The sequence below is a fragment of the Allobosea sp. GW823-FHT01F03 genome, from assembly GCF_058798075.1.
Genome location: NZ_CM179505.1, coordinates 2,031,125 through 2,055,988 on the forward strand (window position 1 = coordinate 2,031,125; position 24,864 = coordinate 2,055,988).

The following is a 24,864-nucleotide window of genomic DNA, read 5'->3' on the forward strand; positions in this document are numbered from 1 at the left end:
AGCCGGGGTGCCGGTCATTCGGGAGCGTGGATCGTCGCCCGCAGCGCCTTGAACTGCGTCAGCGCGGAGGCGAGCCCCGCCTTGTCGGTGACGCAGATCAGCGCCGTGCGACCCTTGGGCGTCTCGAGCGTCGAGGTGAACATCCGCACATTTTCGGCATTGGGGCCGGCCTTCGGCGTCACGATCAGCTCGATGCCGCTGAAGCCCTGATGCTCGAACAGTTTCAGATCGGAGACGGTACCGATCGTCTCGAACATGTCGCGATAGAGCTTCTGCCATTCCGGCTTGGCCATCTGGGCGTTGATGGCCTCGCGGTTGAGGGCGGCGTTCTGGGCGGCGGGCTTGAAGCCGAGCGTGCAGAGCCGGCCGTCGGCATTGACCGCCTTGGGCGTGCCGGTGCTCGAATCGATGTCGATGGTGACGTCGAACTGCGGATGCGGCTTGCCGGCCTTGCCGACGAAGGGCTTGGGCGGTGACACGGAAAGGCCCGAGGCCGCGTCGCCATAGGATTGGGCGCTGGCTGAAGTCCAGGCGAGGGCGAGCGGGAGCGCGGCGAGGAGGGCGGTCTTGCGGAAGCGGTCGATCATGGCGTGAGGCTTGGGTCCGGATTGCGACATGGGCGAGACGTTTGCGCCGTCTGCCGTTGCATGAAGGGCAAGCGGGTGGTGCGTCAAGCTGCGAGCAGCGCCTTGTCGCCGCATGAGGTGGCCGTGACCGGCAGAATCCGACCTGCCGGAACATGGTGACCGAAGCGGACCAGGGTGAAGTCCTCGGCGCGGCCGCTGTCCCCGCGCTCGGTCAGGACGGCGAGCTTGCGGCCGATCCTGGCTTCCAGATGGCGCCGGTGGGCGGCTTGCGCGGCATCGCGCAGGCGCTGGGCCCGCTCGCGCACGATCTCGCCGGGAAGCTGCGGCATGCGGGCCGCCGGCGTGCCGGGTCGGGCCGAGAACGGAAAGCCGTGGACATAGGACAGGCCGCATTCCTCGATCAAAGCGAGGGTGCGGGAAAACATCGCCTCCTCTTCGGTCGGGAAACCGGCGATCAGGTCGGCGCCGAAGACGATCTCCGGACGCAGGGCCCGCATCTCGGCGCAGAACCGGACGGCATCGGCCCGGCCGTGGCGGCGCTTCATGCGCTTCAGGATGAGGTCGTCGCCCGATTGCAGGGAAAGATGCAGATGCGGCATCAGCCGCGGCTCGGTCGCGACGAGATCGCGCAGCTCATCGTCGATCTCGACCGCGTCGAGCGAGGACAGGCGCAGGCGCGGCAGCTCGGGCAGCGCCGCCAGAAGGCTGCGGACGAGGGCGCCGAGCGAAGGCGTGCCCGGTCGCTCCCGGCCATAGCTGGTCAAATCGACGCCGGTCAGCACGATCTCGCGCGCGCCTTCGGCGACTAGCGCACGCGCCTGGGCGATCACGTCCTCGACGGCTGAGGAGCGCGCATTGCCGCGGCCGAGCGGGATGACGCAGAAAGTGCAGCGATGGTCGCAGCCATTCTGCACTTGCAGGAAGCCGCGCGTGTGCTCGGCAAGCGCCCGCGTGCGTTGCGGTGCGGCCCCGCGCGCCTGCAAGATGTCGCCGACCTGCAGCTTCTCCTCGGGAGCCCGGACGGCGCCACCTCGCAGGCTGTTCGAGGCGGCGAGCCGGCGCCAATTCTCAGGCTCGAGCTTCTCGGCATTGCCGAGCACCGCAGCGACTTCCGGCATGGCGGCGAAGCGTGCGGGCTCGATCTGCGCCGCGCAGCCCGAGACGATCACCGGCCGGTCTGGCTGTTCACGCCCCAGCCTGCGGATCGCCTGGCTGGCCTGGCGGACAGCCTCGGCCGTGACGGCGCAGCTATTGACGATGGCGATGTCGCGCAAGCCGGCCGCCTCGGCTCGCGCCTGCATCGCCTCGCTCTCGACGAGGTTGAGGCGGCAGCCGAAGGTGAGGGTCTCGACCGGCATCTCAGGCGGCGAACAGCGTCGGCTCCAGTACGCCTTCGCGCTCGAGTTCGACCGGCCCGGTCATCAGGACATGGCCGTCGCTCTCGCGCCATTCGATGACGAGATCGCCGCCGGGCAGGCTGACGGTGGCCTTGCGGTCGCTGAGTTCGCGCCGGACGGCGGCGACCAGGGCTGCGCAGGCGCCGGAGCCGCAGGCCCGGGTGATGCCGGCACCGCGCTCCCAGACGCGCAGCACGATATGGTCGGGCGCCTTGACGGCGGCGAGGCCGATATTGGCGCGGTCGGGGAAGATCGGATGGTTTTCGAGCAACGGGCCGATCTGCTCCAGATTGAAGCGATAGGGATCGTCGACGAAGAAGACGGCGTGCGGATTGCCCATGTTGACGGCACCCGGCGTGTGCAGGACCGGCGCGTCGATCGGACCGATCTGCAATTCGAAGCCGCTGGTGTCGTGGAAGGGCTCGGCGAGCGGGATCTCGTCCCAGGCGAGACGTGGCTCCCCCATGTCGACGGTGAAGACGAGGTCGGAGAGACGCCTGGCCGGCAGCAGGCCGCCCTTGGTCTCGAGGGTGAGCGTCTTCTTTGCGGGATCGCCCATTTGCGGATCCGCCATCATCGCCCAGGCGACGCAGCGCGTGCCGTTGCCGCAGGCGCCGGCTTCGGAGCCGTCGGTGTTGTAGATCCGGACGAAAGCGTCGGTTCCGGGCGTCCTGGGATCGTGCAGGACCATCAACTGGTCGAAATGCATGCCGGATGCGGCAGCGATGGCGCGCGCCTCTCCTGCCGTTACGACAGTTTTGGTGCCGCGCAGGTCCAGCACGGTGATCTCGTTGCCGAGGCCGTTCATCCTGAGGAACCGGCGATGCGCGAGAGCGTTCATGTCGTCACATGTCCATGATGATGCGGCTCTATGACCGAGGCGTCGAAAAAACGCCACCCTGTAGGGCTCTTGTCTGGCGATACGAACGGCGTAGCTTGCGGCGCAACGACGCGAATCGGTCGTGTCAGGTCGGGACTATCGGGATGCGACACTCCAACCTGTGCATGATCGCCCTGGCGGCCTGCCTCACGACCCCCGTCGCCGTGCCGGCCCAGACCAGGGTCGCCCCGCCGGCCGGCGTCGAAAGCACGCCCTTGGCGCCGCCATCCGGAGCGGCTGCGCCGGCGCAGAACGCCCCTTCGACCCAGGCACAGCAAGGGCAGCCGGCGCAGGGCCAGACGTCGCAGGCCGAGCCGCAGCCGGTCCAGCCGCCGCCGACCCTGCCGGCTCCCGCGGCGCCGCAGCCGGTCCAGCCCGCCCCGCAGGCTCCGGCCGAACCGCAGCCCGTGCAGCCGCCGCCGACCCTGCCCAATCCGCTGCCGGCGCCGCCGGCGCAGCAGCAGACAGGCACGCCAAATCCGAACGCCACCCTCGCCGGCAAGCCCGGCGATCCATCCGATGTCGACGAGGTCGCACTCACCGCCCGGCCGGTGCTCGCTTTGCCGGGCCAGGCGAGCTGGGACCAGGGCTTCCAGCGTCTCTCCGAGAGCATCAACCTGCTGCGCGCCGAGGCGGGCAAGGCCGGGCTGAAGATCGCGGGGCGCCCGCTCGCCCTGTTCGTCGAGACCGACGACAACGGCTTCAAGTTCGAGGCGATGCTGCCGGTGGATCGGACGCCGGATACAGCAGCGTCGGGCGCTCTTGCCAATGGCGTGCGGGCTGGCCAGTCGCCGACTGGGCGCTCGCTGCGCTTCGTCCATACCGCGCCCTATGACGACATCGATTCGACCTATGAGACGATCACGGCCTATCTCGAGGCCAAGAACATCGTCGTGAAGGACGCTTTCCTCGAGGAGTATGTCGGCGAGCTCAAGGATCCGGGCGACCCGAACCTCGAGATCAACGTCTACGTGCAGCCGAAATAACGCACGGCCTTGCCGTCATGGTCGGGCCCGTCCCGACCATCCACGTCTTTGCCTTGCTGATCGGATGCGGTGTTCGAGACGTGGATGCTCGCCATAGGGGCGAGCACGACGGGGCGGCGCCTTACGCTTCCCAGACCAGCCCGGGCTGCATCGCCCTGAAGTGCTCCGGCGGCATTCCGGCCTTGCCGAGCGCGACCTCGAGCGCCTCGGGCGGCCGGCCGACCCCTTCGTCGGTGAGTTGGAAGGTGCCCCAGTGATGGCCGAGCGCCTGCTCGGCGCGCAGGAGGCGCATCACCTCGACCGCCTCTTCCGGGTTCATGTGATTGTCGCCCATGAACCAGCGCGGCTCATAGGCGCCGATCGGCAGCAGAGCGAGGCGGAAGGGTCCGTGCTTTTCGCCGAGCTCGCGATAGAGCGAGCCGTCATGGAAACCGGTGTCGCCGATATGGAAGAGCTTGCCGGCCGGTGTCTCGATGATGAAGGAGCACCACAGCGCCATGCGTCGGTCGAAGGCACCGCGCGCCGACCAGTGATAGCTCGGCACCAAGGTCACGGTGACGTTGTCGGACAGCGCAAGGCGCGCGCCCCAGTCATGCGCCTCGGCCTGGATCGTGGCGTCATGGCCCTTGACGATGCTGTCATTGCCGAGCGGCATGATCATGCGCGGTCGGTCGCGCTGGTGCAGCCGCGCCAGCGTGTCGACGTCGAGATGGTCGTAATGGTTGTGGGTGACCAGGACGATATCGATCTTCGGCAGGTTGGCGAAGGCGACGCCGGGCGCATTCACCCGCTTCGGACCGAAGAAGGAGAACGGGCTCGCCCTCTCGGAATAGACGGGGTCGATGAGGATGTTGAGGCCGGCGGCCTGGAGCAGGAAGGAAGCGTGGCCGAGATGGGCGACGCGCAGGCCTTCGACGCTTGCCGGAGGCTGGTCTTGCGGCGGCGTCGGAAAATGCTCCGGGAACGCCTCCTTCTCGCGATTCCCGGTCTGCCAGCGCAGGAAATCGAGCAAGCCCTTGGTCACCGGCCGCCCGTCGCTGAAGGTCAGGCCGTTGAAATGGTCGCTGACCGGCCCCTGGTAATAAGGGTTGCGCGAGCGCTGATAGGAAGCCCAGGCGACTCCACCGGAGGCAAAGAGGGCGGGGATTCCGAGGAAGCGGAGGAATTTTCGGCGGTTCATGACTGCCGATGTGGGCGGCGATCGGATGGTTTCAAGTCGCAGGCTTGGACGGAAAGCAGGGGAAGCACCGCGTTCAAGCGTTCTTGATCGCGAAGGCGTGCAGCCAGCGGGTCGGTTCGCCGTCATAGCCGCCGCCGGTTTCCGCCGCGATGTCGAGGCTGTGCCACGCACCGGCGCCATAGGCTTCGCGCAGCCATTCGGCCGAGGGGTAATTGTAGTAGCGCCCAAAACGGTCGCGCCCTTCCGCCTCGCCGGCCTTGAAGCTGGCATAGAAGGCGCCGCCCGGCCGCAAGGCGGCGTGGATCTTCGCGATGATGGCGGGGAGGGCGGTGCGCGGAACGTGCAACAGGCAGGCCTTGGCCCAGACGCCGTCATAGGTCGCGCTGGCATCAAGGTCTTCGAAGAGCAGGACGGAGACCGGCCGCCCGAGCCGCAGCGCGGCCTGGGCGGCGAGTTCCGGCGAGCCGTCGGTCGGGGTGACCTCAAAACCGCGCCCCAGCAGGGCGGCGCTGTCCTGCCCGCCGCCGCAGCCGAGTTCGAGCACCTGCCCGCCGGCCGGAAGCAGGCTGGCGAAGCGCTCGATGCGGGCGAGATCGGCTTCCCGCCCGCGCCCCGCATAAGTCTCGGCTTCTTCGGCGTAGAAGCCGAGCGTGGCGCTGTCGCGTGCAGGCATGATGGGGGCCTCAGTTGCTGCCGGAGCGCATCGCGACCGTCGCGATCCCGGCTCCCACCAGCAGGGTGCCGCCGGCCTTGTTGAACAGGCCGATGGCGCGCGGATTGCTGACCACCGAGCGGGCGTGCGAGGCGATCAGCGCGTAGCCGAGCGCATTGGCGAAGGCGAGGCCGATGAAGGTCGCCTCGAAAATCAGCATCTGCGTCCAGAAATCGGCCTTCGGATCGAGGAATTGCGGCAGGAAGGCGACGAAGAAGGTGATGCCCTTCGGGTTCAGCGCGGTCACCAGCCAGGCATGGCCGAGCATCTTCCACGCCGAGGTCGCATCCTTGCGCGGCTCGGCGTTCAGGCTGCCGCCGGCGCGGAAGAGCTTGATGCCGAGATAGATGAGATAGGCGGCGCCGATCCATTTCAGGATGGTGAAGATCGTGGCCGAGGTCGCGAGCAGCGCGCCGATGCCGAGCATGGAGAGCGTCATCGCGGTGAAATCGCCGAGCGCGACACCGACAGCCATCGGGAAGGCGGTGCGCCAGCCCTGGCCGAGCGCATAGGAGATCACCAGGAGGATGGTCGGTCCCGGGATGACGAGCAGCACGGCGGTGGCGGCGGCGAAGGCGGCCCAGGTTTCGAGGGTCATGAGGAAAGGCTCCCGTTAAAGACGAGAGCCATCACCAGCCGGGGCGGATTGTAAAGGGGGCAGTTCGGTCGGTCTGACGAAACGTCAGAGAGCCGCTGCCGTCTTCCCGGACAAGCCGCGACAGCCGCGTCGAATCCCATCGCTCCGCTTCTCTTCGCCCGGGATGACGACAAGGCGCTTGGAAGAGGCGATATGCCGGGCGCCGACCCGCGCTCAGAGCGGCGGCCCCCAGCGGAATGTGGTGGTGCCGCGGCCACTGGCCGGCACCAGCGGCCCGGCGGAGAGTTCCTGGCGCTTTTCCGGCTCGGCGGCGAGCACGATCGTCCACCAGGCGCCGTAGCGGGTCTGCGGATTCTTGGCGAGGGCGATACCCATGCGCGTCGCCTGCGGCATGACGAGATTGGCGGCATGGCCGGAGGATTTCTTCCAGCCCTCGAAGGCTTCCTGTGTCGAGAAATAGCCGGCGCCGAGGTTCTCGGCCGCCCGCACCGTGTCCAGCCCTGCGGCATGGACGCGCGCGGTGAACGTTCCGGCGGCGGTGTGCGAGAGGCTGTCGGAGGCCGCCATCGCATCGGCCTGGCGCTGGGCCATCGTGGTCAGGGCCGGGTCGAGCCGAACCGCGCCGAGGCCGCGCTCGGCGCGATGGGCGTTGAGGATGCGCACCGCCTCGGCCGGATCGAGCCTGACGGCGGCGAGGCGCTCCTGCCGCTTTGCATTCGGCGCGATGGTCTCGCGCTGGCTTCCGGCACAGCCGGCCAGGAAAAGGGCGGCCAGGAGGGCAGCGCCCGAGGGTGACATCATGCTCATCGATCTTTGTCCGTTCCGCCGCATGCGGGCAGCGGGACGGCCTAATGCCGGATTCGGGCGAGAATGTCGCTGCGCCCGAGAATGTCGCAGCGCGTCAGCCGCGCCCGCCGGCGATGACCCGGCAGAGCGCGGCGCGCGTATAGGCTTCCGGCGCGACCTGACCCTGCTGGACGACGAAGGCGGCGTCGACGCGGGTGCCGCCGCCGCTCTTGCGGGCGGTGATGCGCAAGGTCTGCGGGCGGCCGGAGCCGGAGGTCTCCTGCACGGCGAGCACCGAGCTTGTCGCCTTGTCGATGCGGATATCGGCGAAGCCCTCGGCCGAGACGGCGGCGGCGAGGTCCTTGAGCACCGCGGCCGGGGCGCGCCTGGCGATGCTGTCCCAGGTCTTGTAGGTCAAGCCGGTCAGCATCGGCGTGCCGACCACCGAGAAATTGCCTTCGCAGGATTGCGCCTGCGCCTGGGTCAGGCCCAGCGCCAGCATTGTCGCGGTGATGGCCAAGAGCTTCATGTCGTCTCCTAGGTGAAGGCGGGTCGGAACCGGGTTTCAGGGCACAAGAGGGCTGCCCGCGCGCCGTGCGCCCGCCGGCAGCCGCGGCTCTATTGTGGCGTTCAGCTTGACTTTCGCCGCAATCTTCCGCTTTAAGGCGCCATCCGTTTCGCCGCATCGACGAGACTTCATCCGCCGACCGGGCCGCTCGCATGAGCCCTATGAGCCCGGAGGTCAACGCCCGACAGCGCGTCTGCGCCCTCGGGCGCGCAACCGCTTGGGGGTTGAGCCTGGTCGGGTCGGCATTTGAGGCAGTAAGCAGGAACGCATGTTCGGCACGCTGAGCGACAGACTCTCCGGCATCCTCTCGGGCCTGACCCGCAGGGGCTCGCTGACCGAGGAAGACGTCAACGCCGCGCTGCGCGAGGTTCGCCGCGCGCTCCTCGAGGCCGACGTGGCGCTCGAGGTCGTCCGCAGCTTCACCGACAAGGTGCGCGAGCGCGCCGTCGGCGCCGAGGTGCTGAAGTCGGTCACGCCCGGCCAGCAGGTCATCAAGATCGTCAATGACGTCCTGATCGACACGCTCGGCGGCGAGGGCGAGGGCATCACTTTCGACGCCGTGCCGCCGGTGCCGATCCTGATGGTGGGTCTCCAAGGCTCCGGTAAGACGACTTCGACCGCGAAGATCGCCAAGCGCCTGACCGACCGCAACAAGAAGCGGGTCCTGATGGCCTCGCTCGATACGCGCCGTCCGGCCGCGATGGAGCAGCTCGCCGTGCTCGGCAGCCAAGTCGGCGTCGAGACGCTGCCGATCATCGCCGGCCAGTCCGCCGTGCAGATCGCGAGGCGCGCGGTCGAGGCCGCCCGGCTCGGCGGCTACGACGTCGTCATGCTCGACACCGCCGGCCGCGTCACCCTCGACGAGGCCCTGATGGCCGAGGTCGCCGAGGTCAAGGCGGCGACCAATCCCCATGAAGTCCTGCTCGTTGCCGACGCTCTGACCGGCCAGGACGCGGTCAACACCGCCCGCGCCTTCGACGGCCGGGTCGGGCTGACCGGCATCGTCCTGACCCGCATGGACGGCGATGGCCGCGGCGGCGCGGCGCTCTCGATGCGCGCCGTCACCGGCAAGCCGATCAAGCTCGTCGGCACCGGCGAGAAGACCGACGCTCTCGAGGATTTCCATCCCTCGCGCGTCGCCAACCGCATCCTCGGCATGGGCGACATCGTCGGCCTGGTCGAGAAGGCGGCCGCGACCGTCGACGCCGACAAGGCGCAGGCGCTGGCGCAGCGCCTCGCCAAGGGCAATTTCGACCTCTCCGACCTGCGCACCCAGCTCCAGCAGATGGAGAAGATGGGCGGTCTCGGCGGCCTCATGGGCATGATGCCCGGCATGGCGCAGATGAAGAGCCAGCTCGCCAACGCCAAGATGGACGACAAGGTCATCGGCCGGCAGATCGCGATCATCAATTCGATGACGCCGGCCGAGCGCAAGAATCCCGACCTGCTCAAGAACAGCCGCAAGAAGCGCATCGCCGCTGGTTCCGGCACCTCGCCGGAGGCGATCAACAAGCTGCTCAGAATGCACCGCCAGATGGCGGACATGATGAAGCAGATGGCACGCCAAAAGGGCGGCATGCTCGGCAAGCTCGGCCAGATGTTCGGGCTCGGCGGCGGCATGGGCGGCCTGCCGGCCGGCATGCCCGATCCCTCGAAGATGGACCCGGCACAGCTCGCCGAGCTCCAGAAGCAGCTCGGCGCCGGCGGGGGACTTCCCTCTCTGCCTCCGGGGGGCTTTCCGGGCCTGCCCAAGGGCGTCACCCCGCCTGCCGGCATGATGCCGAAGCTGCCGGGCCTGGGCGGCATGCCCGGCCTCGGCAACCCGTTCGGGAAGAAGAAGTGAGAGGTTCACCTGCCTGCGCTCAGGGCGTCATGGTCGGCTTGGTGCCGAGCATCCACGTCTTCGCTGGTCGCATCTGGTGTTCAAGACGTGAATGCTCGGGACGAGTCCGGGCATGACGGAGAGACGCCGGCCTCATGGCCGGTCAAGTGAAGCAAGAAGCAAGACTGAAGGAAGAAGACCATGTCCCTGAAGATCCGCCTGACCCGTGGCGGCGCCAAGAAGCGCCCCTATTACCGCATCGTCGTCGCCGACGCCCGCTCGCCGCGCGATGGCCGCTTCATCGAGAAGATCGGCGCCTATGATCCGATGAAGGCGAAGGATTCGCCGGAGCGCGTCGTGCTCGATGTCGAGAAGGCCAAGGCCTGGCTCGCCAAGGGCGCCCAGCCGACCGACCGCGTCCTGCGCTTCCTCGATGCCGCCGGCATCGCCAAGCGCCCGGCCCGCAACAACCCGAACAAGGCGGTTCCCGGCGAGAAGGCCAAGGAGCGCGCCGAGAAGCACGCCGCCAAGAGCGCTGCACCGGCCGAAGCCGAGGCGTGATGCCGATCGCGGCCTGTAATGCCGGTCGTCATGGTCGGGCTTGGCCCGACCATCCACGGCTTTACTGGTCGCGTGCGGTGTTCAAGACGTGGATGCTCGCCACAAGGGCGAGCATGACGGGGAGGCCGTCCTTGCGTGGTGGTGTAAGCCGTGGCTGCTGACGACTCCCTCGTGCTGCTCGGCATCGTCGGCGCGCCCCATGGCGTGCGCGGCGAGGTCCGGATCAAGACCTTCACCGGCGATCCGCTGGCGCTGGCCGAATACGGCCCGCTCACCGACGAGAAGGGTCGGCGCTTCGAGATCTCGTCGCTGCGCCCGGCCAAGGAAGTGGTCGTCGCCCAGATCAAGGGCGTGACCAGCCGCGAGGGAGCCGAGACGCTGAACGGCGTCAAGCTCTTCGTCGAGCGTTCGCGCCTGCCGGCGCCCGAGGACGAGGACGAGTTCCTGCAGACCGATCTCGTCGGCTGCTCGGTCATCGGCCCCGACGGGGCCGTTCTCGGGACCGTCATCGCCGTCGCCAATTACGGCGCCGGCGACCTGCTCGACATCGAGACGCCGGATGGCCGCTCGGTGCTGATGCCCTTCACCAAGGCTTTTACGCCGCGCATCGATGTCGCCGGCAAGCGAATCGAGGCGCTGCCGCCGGCCGGCCTGTTCGAGGATGACGATGCTGCGTGACATGCCGGCGAAGGCGCTGATCTTCGACATGGACGGCACCATCGTCGACAATATGCGCTTCCATGACGATGCCTGGGAGCGCTGGTATGGCGGCCACGGCCTGCCCTTCGAGCGCGCGACCTTCTCGGCGCGCACTGCGGGCATGGCGATCTCCGACATCATCGGCCCGCATTTCCCCGGCGCCGATGCGGCCGAGCTCGAGCGGCTCGCCGAGGAGAAGGAGCGCCTTTACCGCGAGACCTACAGGCCGCATGTCGCGCCGATCGACGGCCTGGTCGGCCTGCTTGACCGGGCTCGCAGCCATACCGTGCCGATGGCGGTCGGGACCGCCGCGGCCCCGCCGAACATCGCGCTGATCCTTGATACGCTCTCCTTGCGCGAGCGCTTCGCGACCATCGTCTCGCCGAGCCAGGGCTATCCCGGCAAGCCGCACCCGGACATGTTCCTCGCCGCCGCCGAGCGGATGGGCGTCGATCCGGCCGACTGCATCGTCTTCGAGGATGCACCGAACGGCGTCGAGGCGGCGCGGCGTGCCGGCATGCGCGCGGTCGCGCTCCTGACCATGCTGGGCGCCGAGGCCTTCGCCGGCTTCGACAACGTCATCGCCAGCGTGCCGGACTTTTCCGCGCTGGACGGGCTGCCGGCGCTGCGCTTCGCCTGACATGCCGGGCTGGTTTGCCTCCGGCCCCGCGGATTTGCCCCGAGGCCGCAGCGGCGGCTATGGTCGGGCATCATAAAGCAGGCGCACTGTACCAGCTGCATCGCGTCCCCGCGCCACTGAGCCGAGGGACGAAGACCGGAGGGCGCCGGCCAGGTCGCGCGCCCGCTTTTTCCATGTCTTCCAGCCGGCAGCGCTCCACGAGCGCGCGGCTTTACGAGCAGCAACTCATGACCAACTATTTCGAGAGCCCGTTCAAGGGCATTCCGCTGACCGAGCAGGTGCGCCATCCCAATATCCGCGTCGGGCGCTACAGCTATTATTCCGGCTACTATCACGGCCACAGCTTCGACGATTGCGCGCGCTATCTGCTCCCGAACGAAGGCGCCGACCGGCTGATCGTCGGCAGCTTCTGTTCGATCGGTTCGGGCGCCGCCTTCATCATGGCCGGCAATCAGGGCCACCGGAACGAGTGGGCGAGCACCTTCCCGTTCCACTATCTTCCAGACCAGCCGCATTTTTCCAACGCGCGCGACGGCTACCTGCCGGCGGGCGATACCGTGATCGGAAACGATGTCTGGATCGGCTCCGAGGCGATCATCATGCCAGGCATCACGATCGGCCATGGCGCGGTGATCGGGACGCGGGCGCTGGTGACCCGTGATGTCGAGCCCTACGCCATCGTCGGCGGCAATCCGGCGAAGCCGATCCGCAAGCGCTTCGACGAGGCCAGGATCGCGATGCTGCTCGAAATGGCGTGGTGGGATTGGAGCGATGAGCATCTGCGCGATGCCATGCCGCTGCTGACCAGCGCCGATATCGAGGGCCTGCACGCCCATTGGCGCGAGCGCAGCAAGGCGGGCTCGGCCGCATAGCGCGCCGCAAGGCGTGGCTAAGGGAGCGACGGCCGTGGCGCGCTGATGACGCGGCCGTCGTTTCGTGCCAGCAGAAGGCCATGACCTTCCATGCCTCGATCCTGACGCTCTATCCCGAAATGTTCCCGGGCCCGCTCGGCGCCTCGCTGGCCGGCGAGGGCCTGCGCAGCGGGCTGTGGTCGCTCGACACCCACCAGATCCGCGATCACGGCATCGGCCGGCATCGCAATGTCGACGACAATCCGGCCGGCGGCGGCGCCGGCATGGTGCTGCGCTGCGACGTGCTGGCGGCGGCGATCGATGCCGCCGTCCCTGCCGACGATCCGCGCCCGCGCCTGCTGATGTCGCCGCGCGGGCGCAGGCTCGACCAGCGCATGGTCCGGGATTTCGTGGCGGGCGAGGGCGTCGTCATCGTCTGTGGGCGTTTCGAGGGCGTCGACGAGCGCGTCATCGAGGGGCGCGGCCTGACCGAGGTCTCGATCGGCGACTACATCCTCTCCGGCGGCGAGATGGCGGCGATGGTGCTGCTCGATGCCTGCGTCCGGCTGATTCCCGGCGTGATGGGCAAGCAGGCCTCCGGGCAGGAGGAGAGCTTCGAGAACGGGCTGCTCGAATACCCGCACTATACCCGGCCGCGCGAATGGGAGGGCAGGGGCCTGCCAGAGGCGCTGCTCTCGGGCGACCATGCCCGCATCGCGCGCTGGCGGCGCGAGCAGGCGGAGAAGATCACGAGGGAGCGGCGGCCGGATTTGCTGAACCTTCCTTCTCCTCTCGGGGAAGAAGGCGGCAGCGCGAAGCGCTGACGGATGAGGGAGAGGACGCGCAAGCGGCCCCTCTCGTCTCACCCGGTCGTTCTGCCCTCATCCGTCTGCTGCGCAGACACCTTCTCCCCCGTGGGGAGAAGAGCGCACGTCACGGATACGCCTTCACCGGCAGGTTCTCGCTGAGCCAGCCCTTGTCCCGGGGATTGCCGAGTAGACCGCCGCGGACGTCGACGACATCGCGCCAGCCGCGGCCGGCGAGCTTGCGCTGCAGGCTGGACGAGCGGTTGCCGGTCCGGCAGATCAGCGCGATCGTCTTGCCGGGATTGTCGAGCTTCACGCCGGCGAGGCGGGCTTCGAAGCCGGCGCCCTCCATGTCGAGCCGGATCGCGCCCTCGGGAATGCCGGTATCGGCCCATTCCTCGGGCGTGCGGATGTCGACGAGGACGACGCGCCCCACCTGCGCGGCCTCATGCGCCTCGCGCACCGAAAGCGAGGGAGCGGGCGCCTGGGCCTGGCCGAGAGGCGGCAGCAGGAGCAGGGCAGCGATGGCGAGGAAGGCGCGGCGTGTCATGCCGGAGCGTTAGCGAATGCCGGCAGGGACCGCAATTCACGATGCCTGGAAGCGGCGCAGCGACCGCGGCGTTCAGTCACGCACCGGGCGAAAGCCCGTCCGGTCCGCCTCGGTAATCTCGCGCAGCATCTTGCAGGGCACGCCGGCCGCGATCACGCCAGCGGGGATGTCGCGCGTCACCACGCTGCCTGCACCGATGATGCTGTCGTCGCCGATGCTGACGCCCTGGTTGATCTGGACGCCGCCGCCGATCCAGACCCGGTTGCCGATGCTGACCGGCCTGGCATAGCAGCCACCGGCGACGCGCTCGGCCGGGTCGATGGCGTGGTTGGCGGTATAGATGCCGACGCGCGGCCCGAGCAGGACGTTGTCGCCGATGGTGATCTCGGCGCCGTCCAGCATCACGCAGTCGAAATTGGCGTAGAAGCTGCGGCCGATCGTGATGTTGAAACCGAACTCGCAGCGGAAATTCGGCTCGAAAAGCGCGCCCTCGCCGACCTCGCGCAGGAAGGCGCGCAGCAGCGCCTCGCGCTCCGCGGCCGGCTGGCCAAAACTGCGATTATAGGCGTCGGTCAGCCCGACGGCACGGGCCCGGGCCGCGATCAGCTCCGGGGTGAGATCGTCATACATCTGCCCCGAGCGCATCAGGGCGCGCTGTTCGTCGAGGTTCATCGTGGAGCAGGGCCGAGGCCGGCAGTCTGAACCGCCGGCCTCGGCCTTCAATCTCAGCGCAGCTCGGCGCAGAAGCGCTGGATGCGGCGGCAGGCCTCTTCCAGCGTCTCGTCCGCGGTGGCGTAGGAGATGCGGAAGTTCGGGCCGAGGCCGAAGGAGGAACCGTGCACGGCGGCGACCGATTCGGTTTCGAGCAGGCCGAGCACGAGGTCCTCGTCGGTCTCGATCTTCTTGCCGTTCGGCATGGTCTTGCCGATCAGGGCCGAGCAGTCCGGGTAGACGTAGAAGGCGCCTTCCGGAACCGGGCACTTCAGGCCGCGGGTCTGGTTCAGCATGGAGACCACGAGGTCGCGGCGGCGCTCGAAGGCCTTCTTGAACACCGGCAGATGGTCCTGCGTGCCGTTCAACGCCTCGACGGCGGCCCATTGCGAGATCGCCGAGGTGCCCGAGGTCTGCTGGCCCTGCACGGTGTCCATCGCCGTGATCAGCTGCTGCGGGCCGGCCGCGTAGCCGATGCGCCAGCCGGTCATCGCATAGGATTTCGAGACGCCGTTCATGGTCAGCGTGCGCTCGTACAGGCCCGGCTCGACCTGGGCCGGGGTGACGAACTGGAACTCGCCATAGACCAGATGCTCGTACATGTCGTCCGAGAGCACCCAGACATGCGGATGGCGCATCAGCACGTCGGTGAGCTTCTTCATCTCGTCACGGGTATAGGCCGCGCCCGAGGGGTTCGAGGGCGAGTTCATGATCACCCATTTGGTCTTCGGGGTGATGGCGCGCTCGAGCTCTGCCGGCTGGAGCTTGAAATTGTCCTCGATGCGGGTGTTGGCGAAGGTCGCCTTGCCGCCGCAGAGCTGGACGATGTCGGGATAGCTGACCCAGTAGGGCGCGACGCAGATCACCTCGTCGCCGGGGTTCAGCGTGGCGAGCAGGGCGTTGTAGATGACGTGCTTGCCGCCGGTCGAGACGATGGCCTGCGAAGGCTTGTAGTCGAGCCCGTTCTCGCGCTTGAACTTGCCGACGACGGCTTCGCGCAGCTGCGGGATGCCGGCGACGGGCGTGTACTTCGTCTCGCCGCGGCGAATGGCGGCGATCGCCGCCTCCTTGATATTGTCCGGCGTGTCGAAATCGGGCTCGCCGACGGAGAGCGAGATCACGTCTTTGCCCTGCGCTTTCAGGTCGCGCGCCTTCTGCGTGATGGCGATGGTCGCAGACGGCTTCACGCGCTTCAGGGCGTCGGCAAGGAAAGCCATGATCCAGATCTCCGGGAGCTTACAGGGCGCGCCTCCAGGCGCGGGCGTGGTTTAGGACCCAAGCGCCGGTACCGCAAGCGCAACTCCTTGATATCGGCCAGAAGCAACACGAATGACCTGGCTGTATCCCGACGGCCAGGACTTGGGGGCAGGATATCTCAGCCGGCCTCCGCCAGGCGCTGGCGCCGGCGCCGCACCGTCGCGACGGCGACGGCGTTCCAGCGCGAGCGGCCGAAGCAGGGGAAGCCGCGGCGGTTGAGCCGGCGGGCGATATCGGCGGGATCGTGGATGCCGGCTTCGACGAGCTGGTCGATCAGCGCCCCCGCCGCCTCCAGGAAGATCTCGAGCAGCGCGCGCTCCAAAGCACGCGCTGCCCGCTCGGCATGACGGGGATGGGTCAGTGGATGCCTGTGCCGAAGGAGGGCTCGACCGGGGCGGGCGAGAGCAGCACGGCATTGGCGTGCCCGCCCTCGTAGAGCGCGAAGCGCATCGCTTCCTTCTGGTCGCGGAAGATGCCTTCGCTGCGGCCTTCGAGATCGCGCGCCACCCAGAAGCCGCGCTTCGACTGGCCGACAAGGAAGAGATGGCTTTCGGCGCCGAGCGGCAGCGGAGATTTGGAACGGGGCATGGCGGGTCTCAATTCGGCAGAGCGAGCCAGGCGCGCAGGCCGATGATGCCGGCGATGGCGAGCGTGAGCACGGCGAGCGCGAGTATCTCTGTGCAGAGGATGCCGATCATCGGGCGCTTGTGGGCGAGGCTGCTGTAGACGGCGTTGGCGCGGCGCTGCTGGGCGTTGCGTTTGAGGGCAGTTTCAGTCGACATTTCGACCTCCGTTGAGGCCTTTGGATGTATGTCCGACGCCGATAAGACCGCCATGCGGAAGGTGCGGCGGCGTATAAGGCCGGCATAAGGGCCGGCTTGCATGCGCGCTTCGTCCCTGCGATGGCCCTTCCATGGATGAAAGCCCGAACACCATCGCGATCTATGTCGACGCCGACGCCTGCCCGGTGAAGCCGGAGATCTACCGCGTCGCCGAACGGCACAGGCTGAAGGTCTTCGTCGTCGCCAACAGCTTCATGATGGTGCCGCGCGAGCCCTGGATCGAACGCGTCATCGTCTCCGACGGGTTCGACGCGGCCGATGACTGGATCGCCGAGCGAGCCCGCCGCGGCGCGATCGTGATCACCGCCGATATCCCACTGGCCGATCGTTGCCTCAAGGCGGGCGCAGACGTGATCGGGCCGACCGGCAAACCCTTCACCGAGGCCTCGATCGGCATGGCGCTGGCGACGCGCGACATGATGGAGGATCTGCGGGCGATGGGGGCGGCGAGCGGCGGGCCGAAGCCGTTCTCGCCGAAGGATCGCTCGGCCTTTCTGCAGGCGCTCGACCTGGCGATCCAGCGGCTGAAGCGGGCGGGGTTCGCAGCCTAGATATCCCCGAAATCGCCGCCGCGGCCCTTTCCGGCGGCGAAGCGGCCGGCGCCGGCCGCGCCTTCCGTCGCGATGGTCTGGACGCCGCCTTTCCATTCGCGGGCCAGCGCCTCGTGCACGGGCAGGCCGTGGCCGGCAATGGCGCTTCTGCGATCCGCGAGCATCGCCCCTTGCGGGAAACGGGCGATCTGCTGGGCCATCGCCTCGGCGGCGGCCCGGGTCTGGCCGCGGCCGACGACCTGCTCGCAAAGTCCGATCCGCAGCGCCTCCTGCGCCTCGACCTTGCGGCCGGTCATGATGATCTCGAGCGCCCGGCCCTGGCCGACGAGGCGGGGCAGACGGACCGTGCCGCCATCGATCAAGGGGATGCCCCAGCGCCGGCAATAGACGCCGAAATAGGCATCATGCGCCATCACCCTGACATCGCACCAGAGCGCGAGCTCCATGCCGCCGGCCACGGCCGGTCCCTCGATCGCCGCGATCAGCGGCTTGTTCATCTCCAGCCGCGACGGGCCCATCGGTCCACGCGGCGCCGGAGCGTCACCCTCGGGAAAGGCGAGGCCCTCGACGATCTCGCTCTGGAAGCGTCCGGCATCGGTGAAGGCCTGCGCATATTTCAGGTCCCAGCCGGCGCAGAAGGCACCGCCTTCGCCCCAGAACACGATCGCGGCGGTGTGCGGGTCGGCGTCGAGCTCCCGGAAGGCTTGCGTCAGCGCGATGGCGCTGTCCGGGTCCATGGCATTGCGTGCCTCGGGGCGGCTGTGGATCACGGTCGCGACCTTGCCTTCGCGCTCGATGCGGACGGTCATGCGGCATTCCTCCCCGGAGTCGGATCCGACTCTGACGTCTTTGCCCACAGGCTACAGCTTGGTGTGCCGCGCCGGCCAGTGCTGGACGCATCGGCGCTTTGCCCGTAATCCTCGGCCCAACGCCCGTCGCAGGATCGGGCTTCCGGGAGGAATTTGATGATGCTTACCCGCCGTTCCACGCTCGGCCTCGTCGCTGGCGCCGTTTTCGCTCCGGCCATCGCCCGGGCGCAGAGCTTCCCGTCGAAGCCGATCACCCTGGTGGTGCCCTATCCGGCGGGCGGGCCGACCGATGCGATCGCGCGTTTCGTGGCGCAGGAAATGTCCGCGACGATCGGCCAGAACGTCGTGGTCGACAACCGTGCCGGTGCCTCGGGTGCGGTCGGCACGCGCGCCGTCGCCAAGGCCGATCCGGACGGCCACACCTTCATCTTCGGCAACAACCAGACGCATGGGAACAACATGTTCCTGCTGAAGGAGCCGGGCTATGACGCGGTCAAGGATTTCGCGCCGGTCGCGGGCGTCGGTGCCTTCGAGCATGCCTTCGTCGTGCGCAAGGACCTGCCGGCCAAGAACATCGCCGAGCTGGTCGCGCTCGCCAAGGCCGATCCCGACAAGCTGAACTACGGCTCGACAGGCGTCGGCTCCGGCTCTCATCTCGCCATGGAGCTGTTCATGCAGCGCACCGGCATCAGGATGACGCATGTGCCGTTCCGCGGCGCGGCGCCGCTGGTGCAGGAGATCATCGGCGGGCGCATCGATATCGCCAATTCGACGCTGCCTTCGGTGCTCGAGCAGATCAATGCCGGCACCTTGCGTGCGCTGGCTCTGGCCTCGCCGGAGCGCAATCCGCGCGCCAAGGACATCCCGACCCTGCGCGAGCAGGGCGTCTCCGATGCCGATGCCGATAGCTGGGCCGCCTTCTTCGCTCCCGCGGCGACGCCGGCACCGGTGCTGGAGAAGCTCTCGCAGTCGGTGATGGCGGCGATCGCCAAGCCGGAGATCACCGAGAAGATCCTGAAGCTCGGCTTCACCCTGAAGGTGCGCGATCCCGCCGCCTTCAAGCCCTACCACCTCCAGGAGATCGCGACCTGGGAGAAAATCATCAAGGAAGCTGGCGTGAAGCCGGAGTGATCTAGTTTCAGGGGTTGATATTCGCAGCCCTCATCCTGAGGAGCGATCGCAGATCGCGTTTCGAAGGATGTTTCCAGTGCGCTCTGGAACATCCTTCGAAACGCCGCTGCGCGGCTCCTCAGGATGAGGGCTGCGGTTCTTTCGGGAGGACTGCATGAACCTGATGCCAAAACTCGCCGCCCGTGCCGAGGCCGGCCGCCCCGTTCGCTGCGCCCTGATCGGGGCCGGCAAATTCGGTTCGATGTTCCTGGCGCAAGTGCCGCATATCGAAGGTCTTGAGGTCGCGGCGGTCGCCGATCTCGATCCCGAGCGGGCGCGCAATGCCTGTCGCGCAGTCGGCTGGGACGAGACCCGTATCGCCGGCACCCGCTTCGTCGATAGCGGGGTCAGCGCGGCCGAAACGGACGGCGTCGAGGTGGTGATCGAGGCGACCGGGCATCCGGCTGCCGGCGCCAGGCACGCGCTCGCCGCGATCGCGGCCGGACGACATGTCGTCATGGTCAATGTCGAGGCCGACGTTCTGGTCGGCCCGGTGCTGGCGGCGAAGGCCAGGGCGGCCGGCGTGGTCTATTCGATGGCCTATGGCGACCAGCCGGCGCTGGTCTCCGAGATGGTCGACTGGGCGCGGGCGACCGGCTTCACCGTCGCGGCCGCCGGCAAGGGCACGAAATACCTGCCTTCCTATCACCGGGTGACGCCGGACGAGGTCTGGGGCCATTACGGGCTGACGCCCGAAGCGGCCAAGGCCGCCGGCATGAACCCGCAAATGTTCAACTCCTTCCTCGATGGCACCAAATCGGCGATCGAGATGGCGGCGATCGCCAATGCCTGCGGGCTCGACGTGCCGGAGGACGGGCTTTCCTTCCCGCCCTGCGGCGTCGACGATCTCGCCCATGTGCTGCGGCCGAAGGCGGTCGGCGGCCAGCTCGAGCGCGACGGCATGGTCGAGGTGGTGTCCTCGCTGGAGCGCGATGGCCGCCCGGTCTTTCGCGACCTGCGCTGGGGCGTCTATGTCGTGCTGAAGGCGCCCAACGCCTATGCCGCCGCCTGCTTCAAGCAATACGGACTGCCGACCGATTCCAGCGGCCTTTACGCGGCGATGTACAAGCCCTTCCACCTGATCGGGCTCGAACTCTCGATCTCTGTGCTGAATGCTGCCCTGCGCGGCGAGGCGACGGGCGCGACGCGCGGTTGGCGCGGCGATGCGGTGGCGACCGCCAAGCGCGCGCTGAAGGCCGGCGAGACGCTGGACGGCGAGGGCGGTTACACCGTCTACGGCAAGCTGATGTCGGCTGATGCGAGCCGCGCCAGCGGCGCGCTGCCGATCGGGCTTGCCCACCATGTCAAGCTGAAGCGGGATGTCGCTGCCGGTGCGGTGGTGACGGCGGAGGATGTCGTGCTCGACGAGGCCTCCCAGATCGTCCAACTCCGGCGTGAGCTCGCAGCTCACGCTTGGTGAGCGGCGTGGTTCTCCCTATCTGATCCGGACAGGATCGTTCAGGGAGAACCTCATGCGCCTTTTCCTCGCGCCGCTTTGCCTCGCCGCCATGCTCGCGGCCCTGCCGGCAGGCGCACAGCAGCGCTACCCGTCGAGTGCGGGGGAATTGCTGGTCGAGACGGTGGCAGGCGGGCTGGAAAACCCCTGGGGCCTCGCCTTCCTGCCCGACGGCCGCATGCTGGTGACTGAGCGGCCGGGGCGGCTGCGGCTGGTCGCGGCGGACGGCAAGCTCTCGCCCCCGCTTTCTGGCGTGCCCAACGTCACCGGGCGCGGCCAGGGTGGCCTGCTCGACGTGGTGCTCGATCCCGGCTTTGCGCAGAACCGTCTGGTCTATCTCTCCTTTTCCGAGCCGCGGGCCGGTGGCAACGGCACCAGCGTGGCGCGCGGCAAGCTGAATGCGGCCGGAACTGCGCTGGAAGGGACGAGCGTGATCTTCCGGCAGATGCCGACGGTCAACAGCAACATGCATTTCGGCTCGCGGCTCGTATTCGACCGGACGGGGGCGCTCTTCGTCACCACGGGCGACCGCTACGGCCAGCGCGACCAGGCGCAGAACCCGGAGAACCATATCGGCAAGGTCATCCGCATCCGCCCGGAAGGCGGGGTTCCGGCCGATAATCCGCAAAAGCCGGGCTGGCAGCCGGAGATTTGGTCGATCGGCCACCGGAACGTTCAGGGAGCGGCACTCCACCCGCAGACCGGGCAGCTCTGGACGGCCGAGCATGGCGCGCGCGGTGGCGATGAGATCAACACGCCGAAGGCCGGGCTGAACTATGGCTGGCCGGTGATCACCTATGGCATCGACTATTCCGGCCTCAGGATCGGGGAGGGCACGGCCAAGGCCGGCATGGAGCAGCCGCTGTTCTACTGGGATCCGTCGATCGCGCCGTCGGGTGCCGCCTTCTACACCGGCGAGCGCTGGCCGGCCTGGAAGAATTCGCTCTTCGTCGGCGCGCTCGCCGGCCAGATGCTGGTGCGTCTCTCGACGCAGGGCGAGCGGGTTACCGGCGAGGAGCGGCTGCTGACCGATATCGGCGAGCGCATCCGCGATGTCCGGCAGGGGCCGGACGGCTATCTCTACCTGCTCAGCGACGACGCGAAGGGCAAGATCCTGCGCGTCCGGCCGGCGCGGTAGATTCCGCGGTCATTCCGGGGCGCCGCAAAGCGGCGAGCCCGGAACCCATGAACATGCCGCCGCTCCAGCCCGTCATGCTCGCCCTTGTGGCGAGCATCCACGTCTTGAACACAGCCCTCGAACGGTAAAGACGTGGATGGTCAGGACAAGCCCGACCATGACGGCAAGTGAGAGCAATGCTCAGTGAGCAGTCTGCCTCACGGCCCGCAATCCCATTCGCTTTCGACGACGAAGACATTGCGCGTCGAAAGCTGGCCACGGGTGTCGTAGAGGTCGCCGACATAATAGGTGATCCCGGCATCGTCATGGGCGTTGCGCCGGACCTGCAGGGACCAGCCATAGCCGACGCGCTTGCCGCCGCGCCAGGCGGGGTGGAGATCGTCGATCATCGCCGAGGCGAGGATCTGGGCACGGCTGTCTGACGGCGCGCAGGTCGGTCCCGCGAGCGCCGGGCTCGCGGCAATGGCAAGCGTGCTGGCGAGGAATGCCAGTTTCTTCATGTCGGTGGTCCTTGGTGGGCGAGTCAGGTGATCTCGGCGAGCCGGGTATCGAGCGATAAAACGAGGCACCAATGTGGCTCGAAATCTGCCCCGAGCGGCCAGATCTGATCCTTGAAGATCGCGAGCATCGCCGCCTGATAGCGTTCGAACCAGTCCCTCTGGCAGAGCACGAACTTGGTCGCGCCGACAATGCTCTCGCGATCGATGATGCACAAAGGAACAATGCCGAGATTGGCTTCGAGATAGTCCTGCACCGCGACCATTAGCGTCGGATAGCCGGGGTGCAGCATGTCGTCGAGCACGATCAGCCCGCCCTCGGCGAGGCAGGCGGTGGCGAGCGAAAGGTCCTTCGCCAGCGCAGCGCGCGAATGCTCGCCGTCGACATGGATGAAGCGCAGTCTTTCGCCGCGCGCATGGGCAATCAGCTCGGCCGGTGCCATGGCGCCGGCATCGCCCTTGATGGTGACGCGGCGCTCGGGCGCGATGCCGTGTTTCAGGCAGTTGGCCTCGAAGCGCTCCTGCACCTGCGGATTCGGCCATTCGAAGATGTCGATGCCGAGGGCGAGCTCGCCAGGCTCGAGCGCATGCGCCAGCGCGATGAAGAAGCGGCCCTCGAAGGCGCCGATCTCGGCGATCGGGCCGCCAACCCCCTCTTCGGTCTGGAGCCGCAGCAGCCTGGCGCAGATCGCGGCGGCAAAGCGCGAGGACATGCCGACGACCCGCTCATAGCCATCGGCGAGATAGGCCTCGACCGCTGGGTGGCCGGTAGCGGGGTAGCGCGCCATCGATCAGGCCTTTCCGTGGAAGATGAAGAAGGCACCGGCCGCGATCAGCGCGAAGCCGATGGCGTGGTTCCAGCTGAGCGATTCCTTCAGCCAGAATACCGAGAACAGCGCGAAGACGCAGAGCGTGACGACCTCCTGGATCGTCTTCAGTTCGGCGGCCGAATAGACCCCGTGGCCGATGCGGTTCGCCGGTACGGCAAGCATGTATTCGGGCAGGGCGATCATCCAGCTCGCCAGGATCGCCAGCCAGATCGCCGAACTCTTGTAGGAAAGATGCCCGTACCAGGCGAAGGTCATGAAGACATTGGAGGCGATCAGCATGACGATCGGCAGGAGATGCGCGGTCGTGATAGCGGGCATGTCTCGGTTCCCTGGTGGCTGGCTCTGAAGTCTCGAAGTGGCGTCCGCGCGTCTCAGCCGTGGCGCAGCTTCATGGCGAGAATGACCGAAACCAGACAAAGCGAGATGGCATTCGCGCCGATCAGCGGCTAGGAAGCGATCAACAGGCCATAGAGCAGCCAGAGAACGATGCCGCTGGCGAACATCGCCTGGGTCCAGAGCGAGATGGCGCGGGTGTCGCGGGTCCGGATGGTCTGCACGGCCTGCGGCAGCCAGCACAAGGTCGTCAGCGTCGCGGCGGCGAAACCGAGTGTCTCGATCAGGGCGGTCTGCATGGCTGGTCCGGGGGCGATTCGCGCTTCTGCGCAGGCATAGATCAGGACGTGCCTGCGCGCGACAGACAAGGCACGAAGCTGGCTCAGCCACGAAAAGCCGCATGGTTAACCTCCTTTAACCGCAGCGCCCTAGTTTCGTGCCATTCCTGCGATTCGGTGGACCCATGCGCGCTCTGATCCTGGCCTTGCCTTTCGTCCTCGCCGCCCCGGCGGCCTTCGCCAATTTCGACAGCTGCGTCGCCGGCCTCCGCTCGGCCGCCGCTGCCAAGGGCGTCTCCGGCGCGACCTTCGACCGGGCCATGGCCGGCGTCACGCCCGACATGAAGATCATCGAGGCGATGAACAACCAGCCGGAGTTCAAGACGCCGATCTGGGACTATCTTGGCACGCTGGTCGACGATGAGAAGGTCGCCGAAGGGCGGGCCATGCTGCGCCAGCACGCCTCGACGCTGGCGGCCGCCGAAAGCCGCTTCGGCGTCGACCGGCACACCATCGTCGCGGTCTGGGGCGTCGAGAGCGATTTCGGCAAGGCCAAGGGCCGCTGGCCGCTGGTCCAGGCGTTGGCGACAGGCGCCTGTCTCGCGCCGCGCCGCAACGCCTTCTTCCGCGGCGAGCTGATCTCGACCCTGCAGATCATCCAGCGCGGCGATGTCCGGGCCGACCGGCTGGTGGGCTCCTGGGCCGGCGCCTTCGGCCACACCCAGTTCATTCCCTCGACCTATCTCAGGCTCGGCGTCGACGGGGATGGCGACGGGCGGCGCGACCTCGTCGATTCGATCCCGGATGCGCTGCATTCGACCGCGAACTTCATGGACAAGGCCGGCTGGGTCACCGGGGCGACCTGGGGCTATGAGGTCAAGGTGCCGCGCAGCTATTCCGGCGCGACCGGGCGCAATCCGAAGCGGCCGGTCTCGCATTGGGCGGGCCAGGGCATCGTCAAGTTCGACGGCTCGGCTCTCAACGGCACGGGCAATGCCGGCTTGCTGATGCCGGCGGGGCGCAACGGTCCGGCCTTCCTGGTCTTCAAGAACTACGATGCCGCCTTCAGCTACAACGGCGCGGATTCCTATGCGCTCGCCATCTCGCTGCTTTCCGACCGGCTGCGCGGCCGGCCGGGCGTGCAGGGGCAGTGGCCGACCGACGATTTGCCGCTGTCGCGCGAGCAACGCCGCGAATTGCAGCGCCTGCTGATCGCGCGCGGCTACAATGTCGGCGAGCCGGACGGCGCTGTCGGCTCGCTGACGCGGGCGGCGATCAAGGATATCGAAGGCAAGATCGGCATGGAGCCGACAGGCCGGCCCGGTGAGAAGGTGCTACGGGCGCTGAAGGGCGGGCGGCTCTGACGGGC

The 24,864-nt window shown here is 67.9% G+C and carries 31 protein-coding genes; 12 read left to right on the forward strand and 19 right to left on the reverse strand.

Annotated features, from left to right (window positions below; all coding sequences use genetic code 11):
- Positions 1–14 precede the first annotated feature (14 nt).
- The 3 genes from AC3RCC_RS09500 to dapF all read right to left on the reverse strand — a co-directional run bounded on the left by AC3RCC_RS09500 (position 15) and on the right by dapF (position 2,825).
- Positions 15–587 (reverse strand): hypothetical protein, encoded by a 573-nt coding sequence (locus AC3RCC_RS09500; protein ID WP_291638820.1) that lies wholly within the window; start codon positions 585–587, stop codon positions 15–17.
- 83 nt (positions 588–670) lie between these two features.
- On the reverse strand, positions 671–1,945 hold the full coding sequence (gene mtaB, locus AC3RCC_RS09505) for a tRNA (N(6)-L-threonylcarbamoyladenosine(37)-C(2))-methylthiotransferase MtaB (RefSeq protein WP_492258266.1): 1,275 nt from the start codon (positions 1,943–1,945) through the stop codon (positions 671–673).
- 1 nt (position 1,946) lies between these two features.
- Entirely contained in the window at positions 1,947–2,825 is an 879-nt protein-coding gene (gene dapF / locus AC3RCC_RS09510) for a diaminopimelate epimerase (RefSeq protein ID WP_492258267.1), read from the reverse strand.
- A 143-nt stretch (positions 2,826–2,968) separates the two neighbouring features.
- Between dapF and AC3RCC_RS09515 the strand changes: the two genes are divergently transcribed.
- Positions 2,969–3,850 (forward strand): GyrI-like domain-containing protein, encoded by an 882-nt coding sequence (locus tag AC3RCC_RS09515; protein ID WP_492258268.1) that lies wholly within the window; start codon positions 2,969–2,971, stop codon positions 3,848–3,850.
- Between the two features lie 121 nt (positions 3,851–3,971).
- Here the strand turns inward: AC3RCC_RS09515 and AC3RCC_RS09520 are convergent, their stop codons facing one another.
- From AC3RCC_RS09520 to AC3RCC_RS09540, 5 genes are all read right to left on the reverse strand, one after another.
- Positions 3,972–5,030: an MBL fold metallo-hydrolase gene (locus AC3RCC_RS09520; RefSeq protein ID WP_492258269.1), complete on the reverse strand. Its 1,059-nt coding sequence runs from the start codon at positions 5,028–5,030 to the stop codon at positions 3,972–3,974.
- Positions 5,031–5,103: 73 nt separating this feature from the next.
- Positions 5,104–5,703, reverse strand: coding sequence for a class I SAM-dependent methyltransferase (locus AC3RCC_RS09525; protein ID WP_492258270.1), 600 nt, complete (start codon positions 5,701–5,703; stop codon positions 5,104–5,106).
- Between the two features lie 10 nt (positions 5,704–5,713).
- Positions 5,714–6,340: a LysE family translocator gene (locus tag AC3RCC_RS09530; protein ID WP_492258271.1), complete on the reverse strand. Its 627-nt coding sequence runs from the start codon at positions 6,338–6,340 to the stop codon at positions 5,714–5,716.
- A 213-nt stretch (positions 6,341–6,553) separates the two neighbouring features.
- Positions 6,554–7,147 carry a CAP domain-containing protein gene (locus AC3RCC_RS09535; protein ID WP_291647313.1) on the reverse strand — a complete coding sequence of 198 codons (594 nt, stop codon included), beginning with the start codon at positions 7,145–7,147 and terminating at the stop codon, positions 6,554–6,556.
- Positions 7,148–7,241: 94 nt separating this feature from the next.
- Positions 7,242–7,655 (reverse strand): hypothetical protein, encoded by a 414-nt coding sequence (locus AC3RCC_RS09540; protein WP_291647314.1) that lies wholly within the window; start codon positions 7,653–7,655, stop codon positions 7,242–7,244.
- A gap of 307 nt (positions 7,656–7,962) precedes the next feature.
- Between AC3RCC_RS09540 and ffh the strand changes: the two genes are divergently transcribed.
- From ffh to trmD, 6 genes are all read left to right on the forward strand, one after another.
- Positions 7,963–9,537 (forward strand): signal recognition particle protein, encoded by a 1,575-nt coding sequence (gene ffh / locus AC3RCC_RS09545; protein WP_492258272.1) that lies wholly within the window; start codon positions 7,963–7,965, stop codon positions 9,535–9,537.
- A 180-nt stretch (positions 9,538–9,717) separates the two neighbouring features.
- Positions 9,718–10,077: a 30S ribosomal protein S16 gene (gene rpsP / locus AC3RCC_RS09550; protein WP_452118547.1), complete on the forward strand. Its 360-nt coding sequence runs from the start codon at positions 9,718–9,720 to the stop codon at positions 10,075–10,077.
- Positions 10,078–10,227: 150 nt separating this feature from the next.
- Complete coding sequence (rimM, locus tag AC3RCC_RS09555) at positions 10,228–10,755, forward strand: ribosome maturation factor RimM (RefSeq protein ID WP_452118546.1); 528 nt, start codon at positions 10,228–10,230, stop codon at positions 10,753–10,755.
- On the forward strand, positions 10,745–11,416 hold the full coding sequence (locus AC3RCC_RS09560) for an HAD family hydrolase (protein WP_492258273.1): 672 nt from the start codon (positions 10,745–10,747) through the stop codon (positions 11,414–11,416). Before rimM ends, AC3RCC_RS09560 begins: the two co-directional genes overlap by 11 nt.
- A gap of 227 nt (positions 11,417–11,643) precedes the next feature.
- Positions 11,644–12,288 carry a type B chloramphenicol O-acetyltransferase gene (catB, locus tag AC3RCC_RS09565; protein ID WP_492258274.1) on the forward strand — a complete coding sequence of 215 codons (645 nt, stop codon included), beginning with the start codon at positions 11,644–11,646 and terminating at the stop codon, positions 12,286–12,288.
- 80 nt (positions 12,289–12,368) lie between these two features.
- Positions 12,369–13,091, forward strand: a complete 723-nt coding sequence (gene trmD / locus AC3RCC_RS09570) for a tRNA (guanosine(37)-N1)-methyltransferase TrmD (RefSeq protein ID WP_492258275.1) — start codon at positions 12,369–12,371, stop codon at positions 13,089–13,091.
- A 109-nt stretch (positions 13,092–13,200) separates the two neighbouring features.
- Here the strand turns inward: trmD and AC3RCC_RS09575 are convergent, their stop codons facing one another.
- From AC3RCC_RS09575 to AC3RCC_RS09600, 6 genes are all read right to left on the reverse strand, one after another.
- Positions 13,201–13,623 (reverse strand): rhodanese-like domain-containing protein, encoded by a 423-nt coding sequence (locus AC3RCC_RS09575; protein WP_492258276.1) that lies wholly within the window; start codon positions 13,621–13,623, stop codon positions 13,201–13,203.
- 72 nt (positions 13,624–13,695) lie between these two features.
- A complete protein-coding gene (locus AC3RCC_RS09580; protein WP_492258277.1) occupies positions 13,696–14,295 on the reverse strand; it encodes a sugar O-acetyltransferase in 600 nt (199 codons plus the stop codon).
- Positions 14,296–14,348: 53 nt separating this feature from the next.
- Entirely contained in the window at positions 14,349–15,551 is a 1,203-nt protein-coding gene (locus AC3RCC_RS09585) for a pyridoxal phosphate-dependent aminotransferase (RefSeq protein WP_291638837.1), read from the reverse strand.
- A 158-nt stretch (positions 15,552–15,709) separates the two neighbouring features.
- Positions 15,710–15,913, reverse strand: a complete 204-nt coding sequence (locus AC3RCC_RS09590) for a hypothetical protein (protein WP_492258278.1) — start codon at positions 15,911–15,913, stop codon at positions 15,710–15,712.
- Between the two features lie 35 nt (positions 15,914–15,948).
- Positions 15,949–16,179 (reverse strand): RAG2 PHD domain containing protein, encoded by a 231-nt coding sequence (locus AC3RCC_RS09595; RefSeq protein ID WP_316017838.1) that lies wholly within the window; start codon positions 16,177–16,179, stop codon positions 15,949–15,951.
- Positions 16,180–16,187: 8 nt separating this feature from the next.
- On the reverse strand, positions 16,188–16,373 hold the full coding sequence (locus AC3RCC_RS09600) for a hypothetical protein (protein ID WP_492258279.1): 186 nt from the start codon (positions 16,371–16,373) through the stop codon (positions 16,188–16,190).
- A 131-nt stretch (positions 16,374–16,504) separates the two neighbouring features.
- Here AC3RCC_RS09600 and AC3RCC_RS09605 point away from each other — a divergent pair, with 131 nt between their 5' ends.
- Positions 16,505–16,984 (forward strand): YaiI/YqxD family protein, encoded by a 480-nt coding sequence (locus tag AC3RCC_RS09605; protein ID WP_452118538.1) that lies wholly within the window; start codon positions 16,505–16,507, stop codon positions 16,982–16,984.
- On the opposite strand, the gene AC3RCC_RS09610 is transcribed toward AC3RCC_RS09605, so the two are convergent.
- Entirely contained in the window at positions 16,981–17,793 is an 813-nt protein-coding gene (locus tag AC3RCC_RS09610) for a crotonase/enoyl-CoA hydratase family protein (RefSeq protein ID WP_492258280.1), read from the reverse strand. The genes AC3RCC_RS09605 and AC3RCC_RS09610 overlap by 4 nt on opposite strands.
- Positions 17,794–17,949: 156 nt before the next feature.
- On the opposite strand from AC3RCC_RS09610, the gene AC3RCC_RS09615 reads away from it, so the two are divergent.
- The 3 genes from AC3RCC_RS09615 (at position 17,950) to AC3RCC_RS09625 (ending at position 21,557) form a co-directional block, all read left to right on the forward strand.
- A complete protein-coding gene (locus AC3RCC_RS09615; protein ID WP_291641971.1) occupies positions 17,950–18,924 on the forward strand; it encodes a Bug family tripartite tricarboxylate transporter substrate binding protein in 975 nt (324 codons plus the stop codon).
- A 154-nt stretch (positions 18,925–19,078) separates the two neighbouring features.
- Positions 19,079–20,383 (forward strand): NAD(P)H-dependent oxidoreductase, encoded by a 1,305-nt coding sequence (locus tag AC3RCC_RS09620; protein ID WP_492258281.1) that lies wholly within the window; start codon positions 19,079–19,081, stop codon positions 20,381–20,383.
- A gap of 52 nt (positions 20,384–20,435) precedes the next feature.
- Positions 20,436–21,557 carry a PQQ-dependent sugar dehydrogenase gene (locus tag AC3RCC_RS09625; RefSeq protein WP_492258282.1) on the forward strand — a complete coding sequence of 374 codons (1,122 nt, stop codon included), beginning with the start codon at positions 20,436–20,438 and terminating at the stop codon, positions 21,555–21,557.
- Between the two features lie 197 nt (positions 21,558–21,754).
- Here the strand turns inward: AC3RCC_RS09625 and AC3RCC_RS09630 are convergent, their stop codons facing one another.
- The 4 genes from AC3RCC_RS09630 to AC3RCC_RS09645 form a co-directional block, all read right to left on the reverse strand.
- On the reverse strand, positions 21,755–22,057 hold the full coding sequence (locus tag AC3RCC_RS09630; RefSeq protein WP_291647330.1) for a hypothetical protein: 303 nt from the start codon (positions 22,055–22,057) through the stop codon (positions 21,755–21,757).
- 23 nt (positions 22,058–22,080) lie between these two features.
- Positions 22,081–22,842: a class I SAM-dependent methyltransferase gene (locus tag AC3RCC_RS09635; protein WP_492258283.1), complete on the reverse strand. Its 762-nt coding sequence runs from the start codon at positions 22,840–22,842 to the stop codon at positions 22,081–22,083.
- Between the two features lie 3 nt (positions 22,843–22,845).
- Positions 22,846–23,202 (reverse strand): DMT family protein, encoded by a 357-nt coding sequence (locus AC3RCC_RS09640; protein WP_492258284.1) that lies wholly within the window; start codon positions 23,200–23,202, stop codon positions 22,846–22,848.
- Positions 23,203–23,330: 128 nt separating this feature from the next.
- Positions 23,331–23,516 carry a SemiSWEET family sugar transporter gene (locus AC3RCC_RS09645; RefSeq protein ID WP_492258285.1) on the reverse strand — a complete coding sequence of 62 codons (186 nt, stop codon included), beginning with the start codon at positions 23,514–23,516 and terminating at the stop codon, positions 23,331–23,333.
- Positions 23,517–23,680: 164 nt separating this feature from the next.
- On the opposite strand from AC3RCC_RS09645, the gene AC3RCC_RS09650 reads away from it, so the two are divergent.
- Positions 23,681–24,859: a lytic murein transglycosylase gene (locus AC3RCC_RS09650; RefSeq protein ID WP_492258286.1), complete on the forward strand. Its 1,179-nt coding sequence runs from the start codon at positions 23,681–23,683 to the stop codon at positions 24,857–24,859.
- Positions 24,860–24,864 lie beyond the last annotated feature (5 nt).

Coding starts and splice junctions, on each gene's coding strand:
- mtaB (WP_492258266.1), bottom strand. CDS start 1,945: ATGCCGGTCGAGACCCTCACCTTCGGCTGCCGCCTCAACCTCGTCGAG.
- AC3RCC_RS09530 (WP_492258271.1), bottom strand. CDS start 6,340: ATGACCCTCGAAACCTGGGCCGCCTTCGCCGCCGCCACCGCCGTGCTG.
- AC3RCC_RS09515 (WP_492258268.1), top strand. CDS start 2,969: ATGCGACACTCCAACCTGTGCATGATCGCCCTGGCGGCCTGCCTCACG.
- AC3RCC_RS09580 (WP_492258277.1), bottom strand. CDS start 14,295: ATGAACCTCGACGAACAGCGCGCCCTGATGCGCTCGGGGCAGATGTAT.
- rpsP (WP_452118547.1), top strand. CDS start 9,718: ATGTCCCTGAAGATCCGCCTGACCCGTGGCGGCGCCAAGAAGCGCCCC.
- AC3RCC_RS09540 (WP_291647314.1), bottom strand. CDS start 7,655: ATGAAGCTCTTGGCCATCACCGCGACAATGCTGGCGCTGGGCCTGACC.
- AC3RCC_RS09640 (WP_492258284.1), bottom strand. CDS start 23,202: ATGCCCGCTATCACGACCGCGCATCTCCTGCCGATCGTCATGCTGATC.
- AC3RCC_RS09575 (WP_492258276.1), bottom strand. CDS start 13,623: ATGACACGCCGCGCCTTCCTCGCCATCGCTGCCCTGCTCCTGCTGCCG.
- trmD (WP_492258275.1), top strand. CDS start 12,369: ATGACCTTCCATGCCTCGATCCTGACGCTCTATCCCGAAATGTTCCCG.
- AC3RCC_RS09645 (WP_492258285.1), bottom strand. CDS start 23,516: ATGCAGACCGCCCTGATCGAGACACTCGGTTTCGCCGCCGCGACGCTG.
- AC3RCC_RS09595 (WP_316017838.1), bottom strand. CDS start 16,179: ATGCCCCGTTCCAAATCTCCGCTGCCGCTCGGCGCCGAAAGCCATCTC.
- AC3RCC_RS09560 (WP_492258273.1), top strand. CDS start 10,745: ATGCTGCGTGACATGCCGGCGAAGGCGCTGATCTTCGACATGGACGGC.
- AC3RCC_RS09610 (WP_492258280.1), bottom strand. CDS start 17,793: ATGACCGTCCGCATCGAGCGCGAAGGCAAGGTCGCGACCGTGATCCAC.
- AC3RCC_RS09525 (WP_492258270.1), bottom strand. CDS start 5,703: ATGCCTGCACGCGACAGCGCCACGCTCGGCTTCTACGCCGAAGAAGCC.
- AC3RCC_RS09620 (WP_492258281.1), top strand. CDS start 19,079: ATGAACCTGATGCCAAAACTCGCCGCCCGTGCCGAGGCCGGCCGCCCC.
- AC3RCC_RS09625 (WP_492258282.1), top strand. CDS start 20,436: ATGCGCCTTTTCCTCGCGCCGCTTTGCCTCGCCGCCATGCTCGCGGCC.
- AC3RCC_RS09650 (WP_492258286.1), top strand. CDS start 23,681: ATGCGCGCTCTGATCCTGGCCTTGCCTTTCGTCCTCGCCGCCCCGGCG.
- ffh (WP_492258272.1), top strand. CDS start 7,963: ATGTTCGGCACGCTGAGCGACAGACTCTCCGGCATCCTCTCGGGCCTG.
- AC3RCC_RS09535 (WP_291647313.1), bottom strand. CDS start 7,147: ATGAGCATGATGTCACCCTCGGGCGCTGCCCTCCTGGCCGCCCTTTTC.
- AC3RCC_RS09630 (WP_291647330.1), bottom strand. CDS start 22,057: ATGAAGAAACTGGCATTCCTCGCCAGCACGCTTGCCATTGCCGCGAGC.
- AC3RCC_RS09585 (WP_291638837.1), bottom strand. CDS start 15,551: ATGGCTTTCCTTGCCGACGCCCTGAAGCGCGTGAAGCCGTCTGCGACC.
- AC3RCC_RS09615 (WP_291641971.1), top strand. CDS start 17,950: ATGATGCTTACCCGCCGTTCCACGCTCGGCCTCGTCGCTGGCGCCGTT.
- AC3RCC_RS09500 (WP_291638820.1), bottom strand. CDS start 587: ATGATCGACCGCTTCCGCAAGACCGCCCTCCTCGCCGCGCTCCCGCTC.
- AC3RCC_RS09520 (WP_492258269.1), bottom strand. CDS start 5,030: ATGAACCGCCGAAAATTCCTCCGCTTCCTCGGAATCCCCGCCCTCTTT.
- dapF (WP_492258267.1), bottom strand. CDS start 2,825: ATGAACGCTCTCGCGCATCGCCGGTTCCTCAGGATGAACGGCCTCGGC.
- AC3RCC_RS09635 (WP_492258283.1), bottom strand. CDS start 22,842: ATGGCGCGCTACCCCGCTACCGGCCACCCAGCGGTCGAGGCCTATCTC.
- AC3RCC_RS09605 (WP_452118538.1), top strand. CDS start 16,505: ATGGATGAAAGCCCGAACACCATCGCGATCTATGTCGACGCCGACGCC.
- catB (WP_492258274.1), top strand. CDS start 11,644: ATGACCAACTATTTCGAGAGCCCGTTCAAGGGCATTCCGCTGACCGAG.
- AC3RCC_RS09600 (WP_492258279.1), bottom strand. CDS start 16,373: ATGTCGACTGAAACTGCCCTCAAACGCAACGCCCAGCAGCGCCGCGCC.